Origin of the sequence: Caballeronia arationis, from assembly GCF_001544975.2 — a bacterium.
Lineage (GTDB): Bacteria > Pseudomonadota > Gammaproteobacteria > Burkholderiales > Burkholderiaceae > Caballeronia > Caballeronia arationis.
In genome coordinates, this window is sequence record NZ_FCOG02000002.1 from 101,083 (window position 1) to 117,605 (window position 16,523).

At 65.6% G+C, this 16,523-nt stretch carries 16 protein-coding genes; 3 read left to right on the forward strand and 13 right to left on the reverse strand.

Going from position 1 to position 16,523, the window contains the following annotated elements; genetic code table 11:
• Positions 1 to 7: 7 nt before the first annotated feature.
• The 9 genes from AWB81_RS01630 to AWB81_RS01670 all read right to left on the reverse strand — a co-directional run bounded on the left by AWB81_RS01630 (position 8) and on the right by AWB81_RS01670 (position 10,130).
• Positions 8 to 343, reverse strand: a complete 336-nt coding sequence (locus AWB81_RS01630) for a hypothetical protein (RefSeq protein ID WP_062632155.1) — start codon at positions 341 to 343, stop codon at positions 8 to 10.
• Positions 344 to 573: 230 nt separating this feature from the next.
• On the reverse strand, positions 574 to 1,725 hold the full coding sequence (modC, locus tag AWB81_RS01635; RefSeq protein ID WP_087134756.1) for a molybdenum ABC transporter ATP-binding protein: 1,152 nt from the start codon (positions 1,723 to 1,725) through the stop codon (positions 574 to 576).
• A 23-nt stretch (positions 1,726 to 1,748) separates the two neighbouring features.
• Positions 1,749 to 2,429, reverse strand: coding sequence for a molybdate ABC transporter permease subunit (gene modB, locus AWB81_RS01640; RefSeq protein ID WP_062632156.1), 681 nt, complete (start codon positions 2,427 to 2,429; stop codon positions 1,749 to 1,751).
• A 10-nt stretch (positions 2,430 to 2,439) separates the two neighbouring features.
• Positions 2,440 to 3,171 carry a molybdate ABC transporter substrate-binding protein gene (gene modA / locus AWB81_RS01645; protein ID WP_235025697.1) on the reverse strand — a complete coding sequence of 244 codons (732 nt, stop codon included), beginning with the start codon at positions 3,169 to 3,171 and terminating at the stop codon, positions 2,440 to 2,442.
• A gap of 131 nt (positions 3,172 to 3,302) precedes the next feature.
• A complete protein-coding gene (locus tag AWB81_RS01650) occupies positions 3,303 to 4,511 on the reverse strand; it encodes a CaiB/BaiF CoA transferase family protein (RefSeq protein WP_062632158.1) in 1,209 nt (402 codons plus the stop codon).
• Between the two features lie 33 nt (positions 4,512 to 4,544).
• Positions 4,545 to 5,678: an acyl-CoA dehydrogenase family protein gene (locus tag AWB81_RS01655; protein ID WP_062632159.1), complete on the reverse strand. Its 1,134-nt coding sequence runs from the start codon at positions 5,676 to 5,678 to the stop codon at positions 4,545 to 4,547.
• 13 nt (positions 5,679 to 5,691) lie between these two features.
• The gene (locus AWB81_RS01660) at positions 5,692 to 6,900 is read right to left on the reverse strand and encodes an acyl-CoA dehydrogenase family protein (RefSeq protein WP_062632160.1); all 1,209 of its coding nucleotides are present in this window, start codon (positions 6,898 to 6,900) and stop codon (positions 5,692 to 5,694) included.
• An 85-nt stretch (positions 6,901 to 6,985) separates the two neighbouring features.
• Complete coding sequence (locus tag AWB81_RS01665) at positions 6,986 to 9,106, reverse strand: 3-hydroxyacyl-CoA dehydrogenase NAD-binding domain-containing protein (protein WP_062632161.1); 2,121 nt, start codon at positions 9,104 to 9,106, stop codon at positions 6,986 to 6,988.
• 112 nt (positions 9,107 to 9,218) lie between these two features.
• Positions 9,219 to 10,130, reverse strand: coding sequence for a LysR family transcriptional regulator (locus AWB81_RS01670; protein ID WP_062632162.1), 912 nt, complete (start codon positions 10,128 to 10,130; stop codon positions 9,219 to 9,221).
• A gap of 182 nt (positions 10,131 to 10,312) precedes the next feature.
• Here AWB81_RS01670 and AWB81_RS01675 point away from each other — a divergent pair, with 182 nt between their 5' ends.
• Both AWB81_RS01675 and AWB81_RS01680 read left to right on the forward strand, forming a co-directional pair.
• The gene (locus AWB81_RS01675) at positions 10,313 to 10,981 is read left to right on the forward strand and encodes a glutathione S-transferase family protein (RefSeq protein WP_062632163.1); all 669 of its coding nucleotides are present in this window, start codon (positions 10,313 to 10,315) and stop codon (positions 10,979 to 10,981) included.
• Positions 10,982 to 11,272: 291 nt separating this feature from the next.
• On the forward strand, positions 11,273 to 11,491 hold the full coding sequence (locus tag AWB81_RS01680; RefSeq protein WP_062632164.1) for a hypothetical protein: 219 nt from the start codon (positions 11,273 to 11,275) through the stop codon (positions 11,489 to 11,491).
• A gap of 146 nt (positions 11,492 to 11,637) precedes the next feature.
• On the opposite strand, the gene AWB81_RS01685 is transcribed toward AWB81_RS01680, so the two are convergent.
• Positions 11,638 to 11,949, reverse strand: coding sequence for a hypothetical protein (locus tag AWB81_RS01685; protein WP_062632165.1), 312 nt, complete (start codon positions 11,947 to 11,949; stop codon positions 11,638 to 11,640).
• 145 nt (positions 11,950 to 12,094) lie between these two features.
• Here AWB81_RS01685 and AWB81_RS01690 point away from each other — a divergent pair, with 145 nt between their 5' ends.
• Positions 12,095 to 13,261: a PDDEXK nuclease domain-containing protein gene (locus AWB81_RS01690; protein WP_062632166.1), complete on the forward strand. Its 1,167-nt coding sequence runs from the start codon at positions 12,095 to 12,097 to the stop codon at positions 13,259 to 13,261.
• 365 nt (positions 13,262 to 13,626) lie between these two features.
• Here AWB81_RS01690 and AWB81_RS01695 read toward each other — a convergent pair whose 3' ends face one another.
• The 3 genes from AWB81_RS01695 to AWB81_RS01705 form a co-directional block, all read right to left on the reverse strand.
• Entirely contained in the window at positions 13,627 to 13,953 is a 327-nt protein-coding gene (locus AWB81_RS01695; protein WP_062632167.1) for a c-type cytochrome, read from the reverse strand.
• Positions 13,950 to 15,221: a PQQ-dependent sugar dehydrogenase gene (locus AWB81_RS01700; RefSeq protein WP_062632266.1), complete on the reverse strand. Its 1,272-nt coding sequence runs from the start codon at positions 15,219 to 15,221 to the stop codon at positions 13,950 to 13,952. Before AWB81_RS01700 ends, AWB81_RS01695 begins: the two co-directional genes overlap by 4 nt.
• A 106-nt stretch (positions 15,222 to 15,327) precedes the next feature.
• On the reverse strand, positions 15,328 to 16,113 hold the full coding sequence (locus AWB81_RS01705) for a hypothetical protein (RefSeq protein ID WP_062632168.1): 786 nt from the start codon (positions 16,111 to 16,113) through the stop codon (positions 15,328 to 15,330).
• Positions 16,114 to 16,523 lie beyond the last annotated feature (410 nt).

Below are 16,523 nucleotides of genomic sequence, written 5' to 3' on the forward strand. Positions count from 1 at the left end.
CGATGCGTCAATTGGAAGGGGCCGGTTGCGGCGCGACTTCGCGCCATCCGCCGGGGCACTGCTTCACGTACGGGTAGTAGGCCCTCGATGCGTCGCAGTAATACCAGTATCCGCTCGACTGGGCGGAACCGCCCGCCGGCTGCCCCTGTTCGACGTAGGCTTGCGGCGCGGCCGGCACGGCGACGACGGGCGGCGGCGGATAGTAATAGTACGGAACGGGCGCGACCGGATAATAGAGCGGCCCGCCGATGAACACGCCGACGTGCCCGCCCGCATTCGCCGACCCGCAGGCGAACGCAGCGGCCAGGACCGGCAGCGCGGCGAATATTCTCAGGGATTGCACGGCGATCTCCTCGTTCGGCGTGTTGCGCCGTCAGCCTCGAAGTGGAGCACCTACGCACTTACAGGAGAACGGCCAGCGGCGAGCACCGCATCATGCAACGCTATGCCGATTGCGCCTGAAATTCAATTACAGGCGCGCCCGGGATTTTTTCGGCGCGTTACGCGGGGGAGGAATGTAAGGATGGCGAAGCGCGATCGCCCGCAGGCGATGCATGCGACGGCTGCCCGAGCTCAGGCCAGGAGCGAGACTGCCTTGACCTGCGCCCAGACCCGCGCGCCGACGTGGAGACCGAGGTGATCGTATGAGTAGCGCGTGATGCGCGAAAGGAGCGGCGTGCCGTCGATGTCGAGCCGCACCATCATCTGTGCCGGGTCCGCGGCCGGTTCCATCGCGACGACGGTCGCGGGCAGCACGTTGAGCACGCTCGTGTCGCTGGCCGCGCTCGACGCGAGGCTCACGTCGCGCGCCCGGACGACGATCCGCATCGGCCGGCCCGCCGGCAGCGCCGCATGCACGACCCGCAGCGACGCGCGCCCGCCCGGCAGGCCGAGCGTTAGCAACCCGTATGTTGCATCGTGTGCACCTACCATGCCTTCGATCACGACCGAGGCGTCGTCGGCCATCGTCATCGGCACGAGGCGCGCGAGTGTCTGAGCGATCGGGCCGCTCGCGAGCGCGCGGCCGTTCTCCAGCAGCACCAGATGGTCGGCGAGCCGCGCTACTTCCTCGGGCGCGTGGCTGACGTAGAGGATCGGGATGTCGAGTTCGTCGTGCAAACGTTCGAGATACGGGAGGATTTCAAGCTTGCGCTTCTGGTCGAGCGACGCGAGCGGCTCGTCGAGCAGCAGGAGACGCGGACTCGTGAGCAGCGCGCGCGCAATCCCGACGCGCTGCTTCTCGCCGCCCGACAGACCCGCCGGCATGCGATCCAGCAGATGGCCGATACCGAGCAGCCCGGCGGCCTGCGCGAGATCGACGCGACGCGCCGTCGCGGGAACGCGGCTCATGCCGTAGCGCAGATTGCGCTCGACCGTCAGATGCGGGAAAAGGCTCGCCTCCTGGAAGACGTAGCCGAGCGGGCGCTTGTGCGTCGGCAGGAAGATGCCGTTCGCGGTGTCGAGCCACGTTTCGCCGTTGACACAAAGGCGCCCGCGGGTGGGCTTCGTGAGGCCGGCGAGGCAGCGCAGGACCGTCGTCTTGCCGGAGCCCGAATGACCGAAGAGCGCGGTGACGCCGCGTCCGGGCAGACGCACGTCGACGTCGAGCGTGAACCCGCCCTGCTGGACCAGAAAGCGCGCCTCGATTCCAGCGGGCGCGGCATCGGCATCGGCGCGGCCGGTCGCGATGCCTTCAGGAGTGGCCGGCGCCTGGGAATCACTCATCGTCATTCAGGAAAAAACGAGCGTCAGACATAGGCGGAAGGCGTGCGCCGGGTCGAATAGAGCGCGAGGAGCACGAGAAACGAGAACACGACCATGCCGCCCGCGAGCCAGTGCGCCTGCGCGTATTCAAGCGCCTCGACGTGATCGAAAATCTGCACCGACACCACGCGCGTCCTGCCCGGAATGTTGCCGCCGATCATCAGCACGACGCCGAACTCGCCGACCGTGTGCGCAAAGCCGAGAATCGTCGCGGTCACGATGCCCGGTCGAGCGAGCGGCAGCACCACCGAGAAGAAGCAGTCCCACGGGCTCGCGCGAAGCGTCGCGGCGGCTTCGAGCGGACGGTCGCCGATGGCTTCGAACGCGTTCTGAAGCGGCTGCACGACGAACGGCATCGAATAAAGCACCGAGCCGACGACAAGCCCCGCGAACGTGAACGGCAAAAGACCCCAGCCGAGCGATTGCGTCAACTGCCCGACCTTTCCGTTCGGTCCCATCGCGACGAGCAAATAAAAGCCGATGACGGTCGGCGGCAGCACGAGCGGCAACGCGACAATCGCGCCGACCGGCCCCTTCAGCCGCGAGCGCGTGCGGGCGAGCCACAACGCGAGCGGCGTCCCGACGATCAGCAGCATCAGCGTCGCGAGCGACGCGAGCTGGACGGTAAGCCAGATCGCTTCGAAGTCGGCACGGGTGAGCGGCATCTTGCTGCAATTACAACTGGTAGCCGTACGACTTGATGACGGCGGCGGCCTTCGGTCCCTTCAAATAATCGACGAATTGCTTCGCGACGGGATTGTCCTTGCCCTTGTTCAGGATCACCGCGTCCTGCCTGATCGGCTCGTGCAGCGAAGCCGGGACGATCCACGCCGAGCCGCTCGTGATCTTGCCGTTCTTGTAGATCTGCGACAGCGCGACGAAGCCGAGTTCGGCGTTGCCCGTCGCGATGAATTGCTGCGCCTGCGAGATGTTCTGCCCTTCGACGATCTTCGGTGCCACCGCCTGCGCGAGCCCGAGCTTGTCGAGCGCCTGCGTCGCGGCGAGGCCGTAAGGCGCGGTTTTCGGATTGGCAATCGCGAGGTGGGTGAATTCGTTTTTCTTCAGCACGTCGCCGTTCGAATCGACGTAGCCCTCTTTCGCCGACCAGAGCGCAAGTGCGCCCGTTGCGTAGGTGAAGCGGCTGCCCGGCACCGTCATGCCTTCGGTTTCGAGCTTGGCGGGCGTCGAATCGTCGGCGGCGAGGAAGACTTCGAAGGGCGCGCCGTTCTTGATCTGCGCATAGAACTGGCCGGTCGCGCCGAACGACGCGACCACCTTGTTGCCGGTGTCCTTCTCGAAGTCGGCTGCGATTGCCTGCACGGGCGCCGTGAAGTTGGCCGCTACCGCAACCTGCACCTCGCCGGCAAAGCCTGCGCTCGACGCCAGGGCGGATACGGCGACAACCAACGCGCGGAAAAATCGAGCCTTCACGAACACCTCCTCAAAGTGGCATTGAAATCGAGAACCGTAATATAGCCGAATATATTGCGGATCGAGTTCGATGCGCGCCTGGGAAGCACGTTTTGTCGATATGACCGTTATACGACGCCGTCCGCCTTCAGCCGCGCGAGCCGTTCCTCCGACAAACCGAGCAGCGACTGCAAGACGTCCTTCGTGCCTTCGCCAAGCGTCGGCGGCGCGCGCCGCACCGGCAATCGCACACCGTCGAAGCGATATGGCGGCGCGAGCACCGGCGTGCTGCCCGCTTCCGGATGCGGCTGACTCGTGACCATTCCAGCATCGGCGGCGCGCTTCGAAGTGAGCGCTTCGTGCAGGCCGAGCACTTCGCCGCAGGGAATGCCGGCTTTTGCCAGCCGCTCCAGCAGGACCGTGCGCTCGCGCCGCGCGACTTCGCGATCGATCTCCGGCGCGAGCACGTCCCGGTTGGCCGCGCGGCCGACGTTTGTCCGGAAGCGGACGTCGTCGGCGAGGTCGGGGCGCTCGATCACGTCGCGGCAAAAGCGCGCGAACTGCGCGTTAGTGCCGACCGTGATGACGAGCGGACCGTCGGCGGCGTCGAACACGCCGTAGGGCACGATCGACGGATGCGCGTTGCCGTAGCGCGGCGGGTCGCCGCCCAGGATGAGCGCTTCGAGTCCGTAGTACGCGGTGATCATCAGCCCGCAATCGAAGAGCGCCATTTCGATATGGCGTCCGCGCCCGGTCTTCTGCCGCTCGAACAGCGCCGCCAGCGCGGCCTGCGCGCAATACATGCCGGTGAACAGATCGACGGCCGCGACGCCGAACTTGAGCGGCGGCTGGTGCGCTTCGCCGTTCATCGCCATCAGCCCGGCCTCGCCCTGCACGACGAGGTCGTAACCGGGACGCGCCGCCTCCGGCCCGCTGCGGTCGTAGCCGGAAATCGAGCAGTAGATCAGGTCGTCGCGTTCCCGGCGCAGTTGTTCATAACCGAGGCCAAGCTTTTCCGCCCCGCCGAACTTGAAATTCTGGATCACGACGTCGCATTGCCGCGCGAGATCGCGCGCGATCTGCTGCCCTTCGGCGGTCTGCAAGTCGAGGCTCACCGATCGCTTGTTGCGGTTCACGCTGTTGAAATATGCGGTCTCGGTCGAGCCGACGCGCACGCCCCAGTCGCGCGTATCGTCGCCGCGCTCGGGATGTTCGAGCTTGATGACTTCGGCGCCGAGGTCGCCGAGCACCATGCCGCACCACGGGCCCGCCAGCACGCGGGAAAGATCGAGCACGCGCACGCCCGCGAGCGGCAACGAGGAATTCGGATTCGACATGGGCAGGTCCGGGTTCGTTTGGCGTCGACTGGCTCAGTCTTTGCCGAGCGCGATATAGCGTTCGAGATGATGGTCTTCGTCGCCGAACTGGTGGTCGATCATGACGAGGCGCTTGGCATAGTGCGCGAGCGGCAGTTCCCACGTCATGCCGATGCCGCCGTGCAACTGGATGCACTCTTCGGCGACGCGCGCGCCGATGCGCCCGATGCTGTATTTCGCAGCCGACAGCGCTCGCTCGCGCGCGACGCGTCCCGCGCCGAGCGCGGCCGCCGCATTGATGACAGCCGAGCGCGCCTGTTCGATGTCGAGCAGCAGGTCGGCCATGCGATGCTGCAACGCCTGAAAGCTGCCAATGGCGACGCCGAACTGCTTGCGCGTGCGCAGGTAGTCGAGCGTGAAGTCCTTCGCGACGTCCATCGCGCCGAGCGCTTCGGCGCAAAGCGCGAGCACGCCGAAGCCGATGCCGCGTTCGAGCGTCGCGAAACCGGCGTCCGGCGCGCCGAGGAGCGCGTCGGCGGGCAGGCGCACGTCGTCCAGCGCGACTTCGGCGGCGCGTCCGCCTTCGATCGTGCGATAGCCGCGCACGCTCACGCCGGCCGTGTCGCGCGGGACGAGAAAGAGCGAGATGCCGTCTTCGGCATCGTCCGGGCCGCGTGTGCGCGCCGAGACGAGGAACACGTCGGCGGCTTCGCCCTGCTGCACGACGCCCTTCGCGCCGTTCAGCGTCCACTGGCCGTCGGCGGCGCGGGTTGCGCGCGTCGATACCCGCGCGAGTTCGTAGTGCGAGCCGGGTTCGTCGTGCGCGAGCGCCGCGACGGCCGTGCCTTCGATCAACCGCGCGACGAGCGCTTTCTGTGCGTCGCTGCCGGCCGCGGCGACCATCCGCCCGACGACGAGCGCGCCGAGAAACGGCTCCACGACGAGTCCGCGCCCGAGGCTTTCGAACACAACGGCGATGTCGAAGCCTTCGCCGCCGAATCCGCCGTCGGCTTCGCCGAACAGCGCGCCGACGATCCCCAGTTCCGCGAAACGGCCCCACATCTCGCGGCTGAAGCCGGTGGCCGAGCGCGCGATGGCGTCGCGCGTCTCGAAGCCGTACTGCTCGGCGATGAAGCGATTCAATGTGTCCGCCAGCATGCGGCGGTCTTCGGTATGTTGGAAGTCCATCGCGCGCGTCCCCTTACAGTCCCAGGATCATCTTCGAGATGATGTTCTTCTGGATTTCGTTCGAGCCGCCGAAAATCGACAGCTTGCGGTTGTTGAAATACATCGCGGCGGCGCTCGCGGCTCCTTCCGGACCGACCGGCGGCTCGTCGTAACCTTCGTCGAGCGCCTCGTCGATGAACGGGCGCGCGTACGGCCCCATCGCGCGGCGCATCAGCGACGAAATCTCCTGGCGAATCTCGGTGCCGCGAATCTTGAGCATCGAGCTTTCGGCGCCTGGCACGCCGCCGCCCGCGACCGCCGCGATCACGCGCAGGTTGGTCGTCTTCATGTTTTCCAGATCGATTTCGACGCGGGCCATGCGCGCCGCGAACATGGGATCGTCGGCGAGCGGGCGGCCGTTGCGGGTGAGCTTCGCCGCGACCTTGTGCAGGCGCTCCAGCGCCGCGACCGAAAAGCCGACGCCCGCGATATTCGTGCGCTCGTAGGTGAGCAGATACTTCGCGTAGGTCCAGCCCTTGTGTTCCTCGCCGACGAGGTTCGCAGCCGGCACGCGCACGTCCGTGAAGAACACTTCGTTGATCTCGTGCTCGCCGTCGAGCGTCAAGATCGGGCGCACTTCGACGCCCGGCGTGTTCATGTCGACGAGCAGGAAGCTGATGCCTTCCTGCTTGCGCACGTCGGTCGCGGTGCGCACGAGGCAGAAGATCATGTTCGCGTGCTGGCCGAGCGTGGTCCACGTCTTCTGGCCGTTCACGAGGTAATGCTCGCCGTTCTCGTCGATGCCGCGCACGGCTGTCGTCCTGACCGCCGCGAGGTCGGAGCCCGCGCCGGGTTCGGAATAGCCCTGGCACCACCAGTCGGAGCCGTCGAGGATGCGCGGCAGCCAGTGGCGCTTCTGCGCGTCGCTGCCGTACTTGATGATCACCGGCCCGAGCATGTTTACGCCGAACGGCACCACGCGCGGCGCGCCGGCGAGCGCGCATTCGTTCTCGAAGATGAACTTCTGCACGGCGTTCCAGCCCGGGCCGCCCTGTTCGCGCGGCCAGTGATTCGCGAGCCAACCCTGTCCGTTCAGGATCGCGTGCCATTCGGCCATGTCGGCGCGCGTCAGGCGCCGGCCGTTGCGGACTTTATCGGAGAGCCGTTGCGGAAGCTTGTCTTGCAGGAAGCGCACGACCTGCTCGCGAAACGCTTCCTCTTCGGGGGTGAAGTTCAGGTCCATGATGGGCTTCTTTCGGTGAAGTTCGATGCGATCCCGCGCGACGCATGACGCGTCGCGCGGATTTCAGGCTTTGCGCCGAAGAGGATCACGCGGCTTGATTGAGGCTCGCAAAATCGGCGCCGCGCTCGACGAGATCGACGATCAGCGGCGACGGCTGCCAGAACTGCGGATCTTCCTTCGCGAACTCGCGAATATCGGCGAGCACCTTCGCGAGGCCGACCGTATCGGCGTATTTCATCGGGCCGCCGCGATGGCGCGGGAAGCCGTATCCGTAGAGAAACGCGACGTCCACGTCGAGCGGGCGCAGCGCGATGCCCTCGTGCACGACGTTCGAGCCTTCGTTGATCATCGCGGCCATGTAGCGGCGGATGATTTCGTCGTCGGAGAATTCACGCGGCGCGACGCCCGCGCGCTGGCGCTCCGCATCGATGATCGCCTCGACTTCCGGGTCCGGCGTGCCGCTGCGGGCGCCGTCCGGATACAGGTAGAAGCCGCGCCCGGTCTTTTGCCCGAACCAGCCGCGCTCGCAGAGCCGGTCCGCGATCTGCACGTAGCGCGCGTTCGGATCGCGCGTAGCGGAGCGGCGCTTTCTCGCCGCCCAGCCGATGTCGCCGCCCGCCAGGTCGATCACCTGGAACGGCCCCATCGGGAAGCCGAATTCCCGCACCGCGCGATCGATCTGGTAAGGCGACGCGCCGTCTTCCATCATGTGATCGGCGGCCGTGCGGTACACCGCCAGCACGCGATTGCCGATGAAACCGTCGCACACGCCCGCGCGCACCGGCACCTTGCGCAGCTTTTTCGCGAACTCGAACGCGGTCGCGACCACATCCGCGCCAACCTTCGCCGGCACGACTACTTCGAGCAGCTTCATCAGGTTCGCGGGCGAGAAGAAGTGCAGGCCGATCACGTCGGCGGGACGCGAGACGCTGGCGGCGATCGCGTCGATATCGAGATACGACGTGTTGGTTGCCAGCACCGCCCCCGGCTTGCAGACGCGATCAAGTTCCGCGAACACGGCTTTTTTCACGTCGAGGTCTTCGAAGACCGCCTCGATCGCGACATCGACGGCTGCCAGCGCATCGTAGGACGTGCTGCCGGTCCAGCGGCTCATCACGTCGGCTTTTGCTTCCGGCGTCATGCGGCCCTTTGCGATCTGTCCGTCGTAGACCTTCTCGACATGCGCGCGGCCGCGCGAGAGCGAGGCCTCGTCGCGCTCGATCATCGTCACGGGCAGGCCCGCGTCGAGCGCGGCCACCGCGATGCCCGCGCCCATCGTGCCGCCGCCGATCACGCCTACGCTCGCGATCGCGCGCGGCTTCGCCGTGCGCGTCTCCGGCGCCTTCAGCACTTCGCGCTCGGCGAAGAACGCGTGGATCAGGCCGGCGCGCTGCGGGCTGTCGATGCATTGCAGGAAAAGCTGGCGCTCGTGGCGCAGGCCGTCGTCGAAGGGAAGTTCGAGCGCGGCCTGAACCGCGTCGACGATTTTCAGCGGCGAGAACAATCCGCGCGATTTCTTCGCCGTCTGTTCGCGTGCCGCTTCGATCGCGGCGCGGCTCGTGCGACGGTCGGAGAGGCCAGCGGCGTCGCGGGTGCGGCGCACCGGCGCGCGCGCGGCGAGCAGTTCCTGCGTGTAGGCGAGGCCGTCGGCGAGTGCCTCGCCCGACTTGCCGACGCGATCCACGAGGCCGAGCTTGTGCGCTTCTTCCGCGCCGATGTGGCGCCCGCTCAGGATCAGGTTGAGTGCGGCTTGCGCGCCGATCAGGCGCGGCGTGCGCTGCGTGCCGCCCGCGCCCGGCAGCAGGCCGAGCGTGACTTCGGGCAGTCCGAGCTTCGCGCCCGCGACGGCCAGCCGGTAGTGCGCCGCGAGCGCGACTTCGAGGCCGCCACCGAGCGCCGCGCCGTGGATTGCGGCGACGACCGGTTTCGCGCACGCTTCGATCCGGTTGCAGACGTCGGGCAGCGAGGGCGGCATCGGCAGCTTGCCGAATTCGCGGATATCCGCGCCGCCGATGAAGTTGCGCCCCGCGCCGACGATCAGGACCGCCTGGACGCCGCTGTCTTCGTCGGCCCGTTCGATGGCGGCGGAAAGTCCGCGCCGGACGTCCACGCCGAGTGCGTTGACGGGCGGATTGTCGACGGTCACGACGAGCACGCCGTCGCGCAATTCGGTTTTGACGGGAGCGTCGGCTAGTTGAGCGTTCATCGTGCTAAGTCTCCTGATTGTTTGAACGTATTGTGGGCTGACCTGCCGGTATTGACAATTCCAATTGAGATTGATGGACTGTTAATTCAGAATTGACAAAGCGTGCGACGAGTCATTCCCACGTCTGCGCGAGCGCCAGAATTTCGTCGCGCAGATAGTCGATCAGCGCCTGCGTCGATGGCGACGGGTAACGGTTCGGCAGCGTCACGATATAGAGCGTGTTCTGCTGCCCGGCCACGCGATATTCGGGCAGGATCTGCACGAGGCCGCGGTTTCCCGGCGCGTGCGGCACGTACTCCGGCAGCATGCCGACGCCCATGCCCTGACACACCGCGTCGGCGAGAAACGGAAAGTCGGGCGATTGCAGTGCGGGCTGCATCGGGATCGAGTGGACGTCGGTGTCGTTCTGCCGGTGGATCAGTTCGATCACCGCGCGCAGTCCCGGATAAGGCGACGCGACGAGTGTCTGCCGCGCGAGATCGGCGGGACGCTCGATCGGGCCGTGCCGCGCGACGTAATCCGCCGACGCGTACAGGTTCCATTCGATCGGGCAAATGTTGCGCGCGACGTGATCGAGCGGCGGCGTCGACGTGATGCGCACGGCGACGTCGACTTCGGCGGCGATCAGATCTTCGATGCGATTGTTGAACGACACGTTGAGCGTGATGCCCGGATGCGCGCGCGCGAATTCGAGCAGCTTCGCGCCGATGAACATGCGCCCGAAGCCCGTCGGCACGCTGATGCGCACGCGGCCGCGCAGCGTCTGGCCGAGGCTGTCGATCGACGCTCGCGCGGTGCTCAGGTCTTCCAGCATGCGCTGGCCGCAGTCGTAGAGCGTGTGGCCGGCTTGGGTGAGTTCGAAGCTGCGCGTCGAGCGGCGCAGCAACTGCGCGCCGGTTTCGCGTTCGAGCAGCTTCAGCCGCTGGCTGATGTTCGAGCGCGTCATGCCCAGCTTGCGGGCGGCGGCGCTGAGGCTGCGCGATTCGACGATCTCGACAAACAGCCCGACCAGGTTCAGGTCCATGAGATTTGTTCATTCACACTCGACAGAGTCGCCCATCTTAGGGCGATTGTCGCGGGGACGATAGCGCCCCTGGCGTATCCCGTGTGTGAGCGTTACTCACGAAATCGTATTGACCTTTGTGTGATGGCCGTCGAAAATCGGAAATGTCACCGAGCAATACTCAGAAAGCGAGGCGCCGAGCCATGATCACCCTGTTCCACTGCGTCAGTGCGCGTTCGTTCCGTCCTTTGTGGATGCTCGAGGAAATCGGCTTGCCTTACGAACTGAAGATGCTGCCGTTCCCGCCGCGCGTGCACGCCCGCTCGTATCTCGACGTCAATCCGCTTGGCACCGTGCCCGCGCTTTTTCTGGATGACGCCGGACGCATGACGGAATCCGCCGCGATTTGCCAGTATCTGGCGGCGCGCCATTCGCCCGGCGTACTCGATGTCGCGCCGCACGAAGCGGATTTCGGCGGCTACCTCAATTACCTGCATTTCGGCGAAGCGACGCTCACGTTTCCGCAGACGCTGATCCTGCGCTACGCGCATTTCGAGCCGCCGGAGCGCCGCCAGCAGCAAGTCGCCGACGATTACACGAAGTGGTTTCTCGCCCGTCTGCGCACGCTCGAACCGCTGCTCGCGGAACGCGCGTTCCTGTGCGCGAAGCGTTTCACGGCGGCCGATATCTCGGTTGGCTACGCGCTCATGCTGGCCGAGCATCTGCAACTGAGCGAGCGATTCCCGCCGTCGATCGCCGCCTACTGGAAGCGGCTGCGCGAGCGTGAGGCTTTCCAGCGCGCGCTCGAAGCACAACGCGCTGCGGCCCGGGCGCAGGGCGTCCCGGAAATGCCGGCACCGGACGTGCGCTGAACGGCTTTCGTCCGTTAGCGCTCCACGGGACACGCCCGATCCCTGCTTCAGGTCCCTTCCTCAGTGGGGCTGTCGAATCGTCGGCGCGAAACTAACCTCACATTCAGACGCATCTGATTGCTGATCGCGTTCCGGCAAACGTTTTTCGGGGTTCGCCCTTCTGATTTGTACCGGACGCCGTCGATACGAGTTCGTTCTACCCGCTGACCGCCGCGACACGCCCGCGCTCACGAATTTCCCCGGAACTCGCAGATGCACGCCTGATGCTCACCATTAGCGAGGTTGCCCATCATGTACGTATCGATCTGGCTGAGCGCGATTGCCGTTGCTCTTGTTGCTGCGTGGACCATCGCCTTCGCGCTGCCGATGTCCGCCGAGGAAGAACTGAATCGCGCCGCGGTTTCCGAGGCGCTGCTCGACGTCGATCTTCCCGCGCTGCCGAACTGGCTCGCTTCATCGACGAATGCGCTGGCGGTCTCGTTCTGCGGCCAGCAGCGCGTGCGTCACTGAGGAACGGAGACCCGCCTGCACCTTCCGCGCCAACGCCTTTCGGATCAACGCGTTGGCGCGTTCACCGGCCCGATATCCACAGGGTTAAGCACAAAAACTGTGGATAAATGCGGCGCTGCATCGATATCCACAGCTTCATGCCCGGCTCAGGCGTCCTTGCGATGCGCTTCGCCCTGTTTGGGGTCGTCGGCGATCGAGGGGAAAAACGCGTTCCAGACGGCGCGCACGCCTTCAGCGGCCGTCGCTTCGGCATCGATGTTTTCGGTTTCTCCCGAGAGCGTCGGGTCCGCCGATAACCCGCGCCAGTGCGTAAAGGTGAGCGCGGGCTTCTCGGTCCACTGGCCTTCGATGAACTTCGAGAACGCGGTCGCGCCGCTCGTCAACTGCACTTCGTACCAGCCGTCCCGAACGGGCGCGTACTCGTCGAGCGGGAACCAATCCGTCGATTCGATTTGCATCGTCTCCTCCGTTGTAGTTGTAGAGAGGAATAGCACGATTCGTTCCTTTTTTGTCTAACCCGGTCGCGTGCGGCGCGCGTCGCGCGGGCGGCGAATTCCGCTAACATCGGTCGCGACGATACGAACAGATCGAGGCGGCCGGCGCATGACGAAGCGAGCACTTTCCACCAGCGACTACGACGGCATCCGCTCGGGCATCGTCGAGGTGCTGGAAAGCGCGCGCCGGGCGGCGGCGCGCAGCGTCAATGCGGTCATGACGGCCTCGTACTGGGAGATCGGGCGGCGGATCGTCGAATTCGAGCAGGGCGGCGCGGACCGCGCGGCGTACGGCGAAGCACTCGTTGCCCGGCTCGCCGACGACCTGACGCAGCGCTTCGGCCGGGGCTTCGGACGCGCGAATCTCGCGAACATGCGCGCGTTCTATCTGCAATGGCCACTTGGGCAGATTGTCCAGACGCCGTCTGGAAAATTGCCGCTGGACCCGAATGTCCAGACGGCGTCTGGAGAATCCGCAGCCGCAGCCGCAGCCGCCGACGATGCCGCGACACCGCCCGCCCTTGCGACGCTCGCTGCGCGTTTTCCGCTGCCGTGGTCGGCGTACGTGCGACTGCTCTCGGTGAAAAGCGACGCGGCGCGCGCCTACTACGCGAGCGAGGCGTTGCGCGAGGGTTGGTCGGTGCGGCAGCTCGACCGGCAGGTGAACAGCCAGCTCTACGAGCGACTCGCGCTGTCGCGCAACAAGGCGGCGCTCATCGAAAAGGCCGGCGAGCCTGAGCCCGGCGACGCGATGACGCCCGAAGAAGCAATTCGCGACCCGTTCGTGCTCGAATTTCTCGATATCAAGGACGAATACTCGGAATCCGATCTCGAAGACGCGCTGATTCACCGTCTCGCGGATTTCCTGCTCGAACTCGGCGACGATTTCGCGTTCATCGGACGCCAGCGGCGACTGCGAATCGACGATACGTGGTTTCGCGTCGATCTCGTTTTTTTCCACCGGCGGCTGAAGTGCCTCGTCGTGATCGACCTGAAGGTCGGTCGGTTCAGCTACGCCGACGCGGGCCAGATGCATCTCTACCTGAACTACGCGCGCGAGCACTGGATGAAGCCCGGCGAAAATCCGCCGGTCGGACTCATTCTCTGCGCCGGGAAGGGCAGCGCGGAAGCGCGCTACGCGCTCGACAACCTGCCGAACAAGATCCTCGCCGCCGAATATCAGACGGTGCTGCCGGACGAGCAACTGATCGCGGAAGAACTCGAACGCTCGCGACGCCAGCTCGAAGCTCGGCGCGGCGGATCGAAAGAGGAGTAGTGGCGCGGGCTGCCGTGCGCGCCGCCACAAAAACGAAAGCCCGCGCTTGGCGGGCTTTCATGTGAGGGCGGGGCCAAAAACAGGCGGCGTACCTTCCGGCCAGCACCGCTTTTCGCCCCGTTTTGCAGTCTCGTGCTCGACACGGACTACGATTTCAGAATAGGCGATTCATCGCGGAGGGCCAAGTTTTTTTCGAGATGGCCGCGCGCGGTCGATTCGACGGCCTTTCGGAAAAGCAGGGCAAAAAAAAGCCCGCTCTCGTTGAGCGGGCGTAATCCATATCGGTTGAGACATGGAGGAGACAGGACTAAGTATAAACCCTTAAATCTTCCTGTCAACACCTTTGATAAAACGACGCCGCGCCGCTACTGTTTGCCGAGGCTGTGATAGTAGGCGGCGAGATTGGCGATATCCGCGTCCGTCAGCGGTTTCGCAATCAACGTCATCATGTCGTTCTGACGCGCGCCGGATTTGAAGTCTTTCAGCGCCTTCACCAGATATTCCTCGGTTTGGCCTGCGAGATTGGGCGCTTCCGGAATCTTCGCGAGTCCGTCGATCCCGTGGCAGGCCTGGCACTGTACCGCCTTCGCCCGCCCCGCCTTGACGTCGGCGGCGAAAGAAACGCCCGCCGTACTCGCCGCGCACGCGGCGAGTACGGCCGCCGCGATCATCGTCGTCGTTCCGTGTCTCATTTTCCGCCTGCGTAGGAAATGCGATAGATCGCGCCGGCGAAGTCGTCGGAAACGAGCAGCGACCCGTCCTGCAATTGCTGGACGTCCACCGGGCGGCCCATGTATTCGCCCGTCGACGTAAGCCAGCCTTCCGCGAACACTTCGGTCGGGCCGGCGGTGCCGTCGTCCTTGACCGGCGTGAACATGATGCGCGCGCCGATCGGCTTGGTCCGGTTCCACGAGCCGTGCTCGGCGTCGAAGATCCCGCCCTGATATTTCTCAGGGAACATCTTGCCCGTGTAGAACGACATGCCCAGGTCGGCCGCGTGCGGCGCCATTTCGACCTGCGGGAACACGACACCCGCCGGCGGCGTGGCATCCTTGTAGTCGGCCGTGCGTACCTTGCCCCCGCCGTACCACGGGAAACCGAAGTTCTCGCCCGCTTTGGTCGCGCGGTTGAGTTCGCCGGGGGGAGTGTCGTCGCCCATGCCGTCGACCTGGTTGTCGGTGAACCAGAGCGTCTTGTCCTTCGGATTGAAGTCGAGCCCGACCGAATTGCGCACGCCGTGCGCATACACCTCGCGGTTCTTGCCGTCCTGATCCAGCCGGATGATCCCGGCGAGGCCGTTCTTGTCGAGCTCGGCGAGCTTGTCCTTCGGCGGCACGTTCCACGGCTGGCCGAGCGCGATGTAGAGCTTCTTGTCCGGCCCGATGCGGCACGCGCGCGCGCCGTGGTTGAAGCTTTCGAACTGCGTCGGAATCAGCTTGCCCTGTGGCACGACGACTGCCGCCGCGACGTCCGAACCGCCTTCGCCGAAGAACTGCGCTGCGGGAAAGCCGAGCACGCGGTTCTGCTCGACCACGTAAAGCACGCCGTCGGGGGAGAAGCAAACGCCATTTGGCACCTTGAATGCCACCGACGACGCGAACTGCACGACATCGCTCGCAACCCGCTGATGGGTGCGATCGGTGACCTGCCACACGCGGTTCTTGCGCGTGCCGACAAACACCACGCCGGTCGACGGTTCGATCGCCATGTGGCGCGCCTCCGGCACCACGGCATACAACTCGATCTTGAAGCCCGGCGGCAGCTTGATCTGCTTGAGATTGTTGCGCAGGGCCTCGGCATTCTGGCCGGCTTGCGGAATGGTCTCGGCGGGCACGTTGTTGCCCGTCTGCTTGAAGTTGGACAGCGTGCCCACGTTGTCCTGCGCCGCGTAGGCGCAGGAGAGCGCGGCGAGCATCACGCTCCCGGCGGCGAGCGGTACGGCCCTGAGCGCTGCATTCATCTTCGCTTTCATCTGTTTCGTCTCCTTGGATACGTCGTTTTTGAAGACTGCAACTGCGGATAAAGCCTGAAGTGCGACGGCCATTTACGGCCGTCACTTGCTGAGATTATTTGCTGCCGTCGAATACGAACGCGTCCGAGCGGTCGGCGCTCGGCAGCACGGCCAGAAGGCGCGCGCCGTCGAGGACCGCGTTGCCCGGGACGGTCGTGCCCGCCTGCGGACACGGCGCGGGTCCGAACGTGATCGAAACGTCGTAGGCGTTCACGCCGGTATGCGGCGCGACCGTGCCTTTGAATACACAGCCGATGCCCGTCGTGCCAGCGAGAAAGCCGTCGTCGGTGATGGTGAGCCTGGCGGACGTGTTGCCGCGCATCGAGCCGCCGCGGCCGCTGTAGAGGCCTGCGACGGTCGCGCGCGCCGGTCCCGCGCCGAGCATCTGGTCGGACGCGCCGGAGAATGTGAGGGTCGCGGCGCCATAGCCCTTGTCGGCGACGCTGCCCGTCACGGCCGGCGCACGCGCGAAGTCGGCATCGAACGTGACGGGCGATGTCGTGCGCGTGCGCAGGCTGTAGTTTTGGGCGCTGAGGCTGGTGAACTGTCCGCTTGCGGACTGCGAACCATTGTTCGCGACGACCACGCCGCCCAGTCCGCCTTTGCCTGCGGACGCGGGCGCGTCGCCGTAGAACAGATAGGCGGTGCCGTCGAACAGCATCAGGAGGATGGCGTCACCGCGGGCGGACACGCTGCCCTTGTAGACGCCGCCGGACGGCAGTGTCGTGGTGCCTGCGGCGGTGGCCGGCTGAAGCGGATGGCTGGCGGTGCAGGAAGCGAGAAGGAGACAGCATACGAACGAAGCGAACAGCGCGCTGCACGACGTAGCGGTCTTTTTCATTGCGGCCTCGCGGTGCGTTCGATTCCTGTGGCTTGGCAGTCCGGATCTCTTTTTCAAACGCCGGCCGTCGCGCGAGGTTTCAGCATTCGAAGCCGCGCGCCCGGGCCGCGTGCAGTTCCGAAGGAATAGCACGAGTGTCTGGTATAGACGGTCGAGCGGGGCAGGTCAAGGGTACGCTTAACTAACTGGCCAATCGGGGAAGGTCAGCGGGGCAATTCGTGCGGGGCGAGCCGCACTTCGTCGATCACGGATTGCCATCGTCCGAGTTCTTGCCGACGGAAATGGCGCATCGAGGGATACCAGGGACCGTCGGGTCGGTCGGGCATCCAGCGCGAGTCGCTGCAGGTCGGCACGAGCGCCCAGACCGGGCAGCGTCGATCGTGATAACGAGATCGAGCGCCGGGAAAATC

Bases quoted from the DNA above. Each gene is read 5' to 3' on its own strand.
- modC (WP_087134756.1), bottom strand. From the start codon at position 1,725: ATGAGTGATTCCCAGGCGCCGGCCACTCCTGAAGGCATCGCGACCGGC.
- modB (WP_062632156.1), bottom strand. From the start codon at position 2,429: ATGCCGCTCACCCGTGCCGACTTCGAAGCGATCTGGCTTACCGTCCAG.
- AWB81_RS01650 (WP_062632158.1), bottom strand. From the start codon at position 4,511: ATGTCGAATCCGAATTCCTCGTTGCCGCTCGCGGGCGTGCGCGTGCTC.
- AWB81_RS01655 (WP_062632159.1), bottom strand. From the start codon at position 5,678: ATGGACTTCCAACATACCGAAGACCGCCGCATGCTGGCGGACACATTG.
- AWB81_RS01660 (WP_062632160.1), bottom strand. From the start codon at position 6,900: ATGGACCTGAACTTCACCCCCGAAGAGGAAGCGTTTCGCGAGCAGGTC.
- AWB81_RS01665 (WP_062632161.1), bottom strand. From the start codon at position 9,106: ATGAACGCTCAACTAGCCGACGCTCCCGTCAAAACCGAATTGCGCGAC.
- AWB81_RS01670 (WP_062632162.1), bottom strand. From the start codon at position 10,130: ATGGACCTGAACCTGGTCGGGCTGTTTGTCGAGATCGTCGAATCGCGC.
- AWB81_RS01675 (WP_062632163.1), top strand. From the start codon at position 10,313: ATGATCACCCTGTTCCACTGCGTCAGTGCGCGTTCGTTCCGTCCTTTG.
- AWB81_RS01680 (WP_062632164.1), top strand. From the start codon at position 11,273: ATGTACGTATCGATCTGGCTGAGCGCGATTGCCGTTGCTCTTGTTGCT.
- AWB81_RS01685 (WP_062632165.1), bottom strand. From the start codon at position 11,949: ATGCAAATCGAATCGACGGATTGGTTCCCGCTCGACGAGTACGCGCCC.
- AWB81_RS01690 (WP_062632166.1), top strand. From the start codon at position 12,095: ATGACGAAGCGAGCACTTTCCACCAGCGACTACGACGGCATCCGCTCG.
- AWB81_RS01695 (WP_062632167.1), bottom strand. From the start codon at position 13,953: ATGAGACACGGAACGACGACGATGATCGCGGCGGCCGTACTCGCCGCG.
- AWB81_RS01700 (WP_062632266.1), bottom strand. From the start codon at position 15,221: ATGAATGCAGCGCTCAGGGCCGTACCGCTCGCCGCCGGGAGCGTGATG.
- AWB81_RS01705 (WP_062632168.1), bottom strand. From the start codon at position 16,113: ATGAAAAAGACCGCTACGTCGTGCAGCGCGCTGTTCGCTTCGTTCGTA.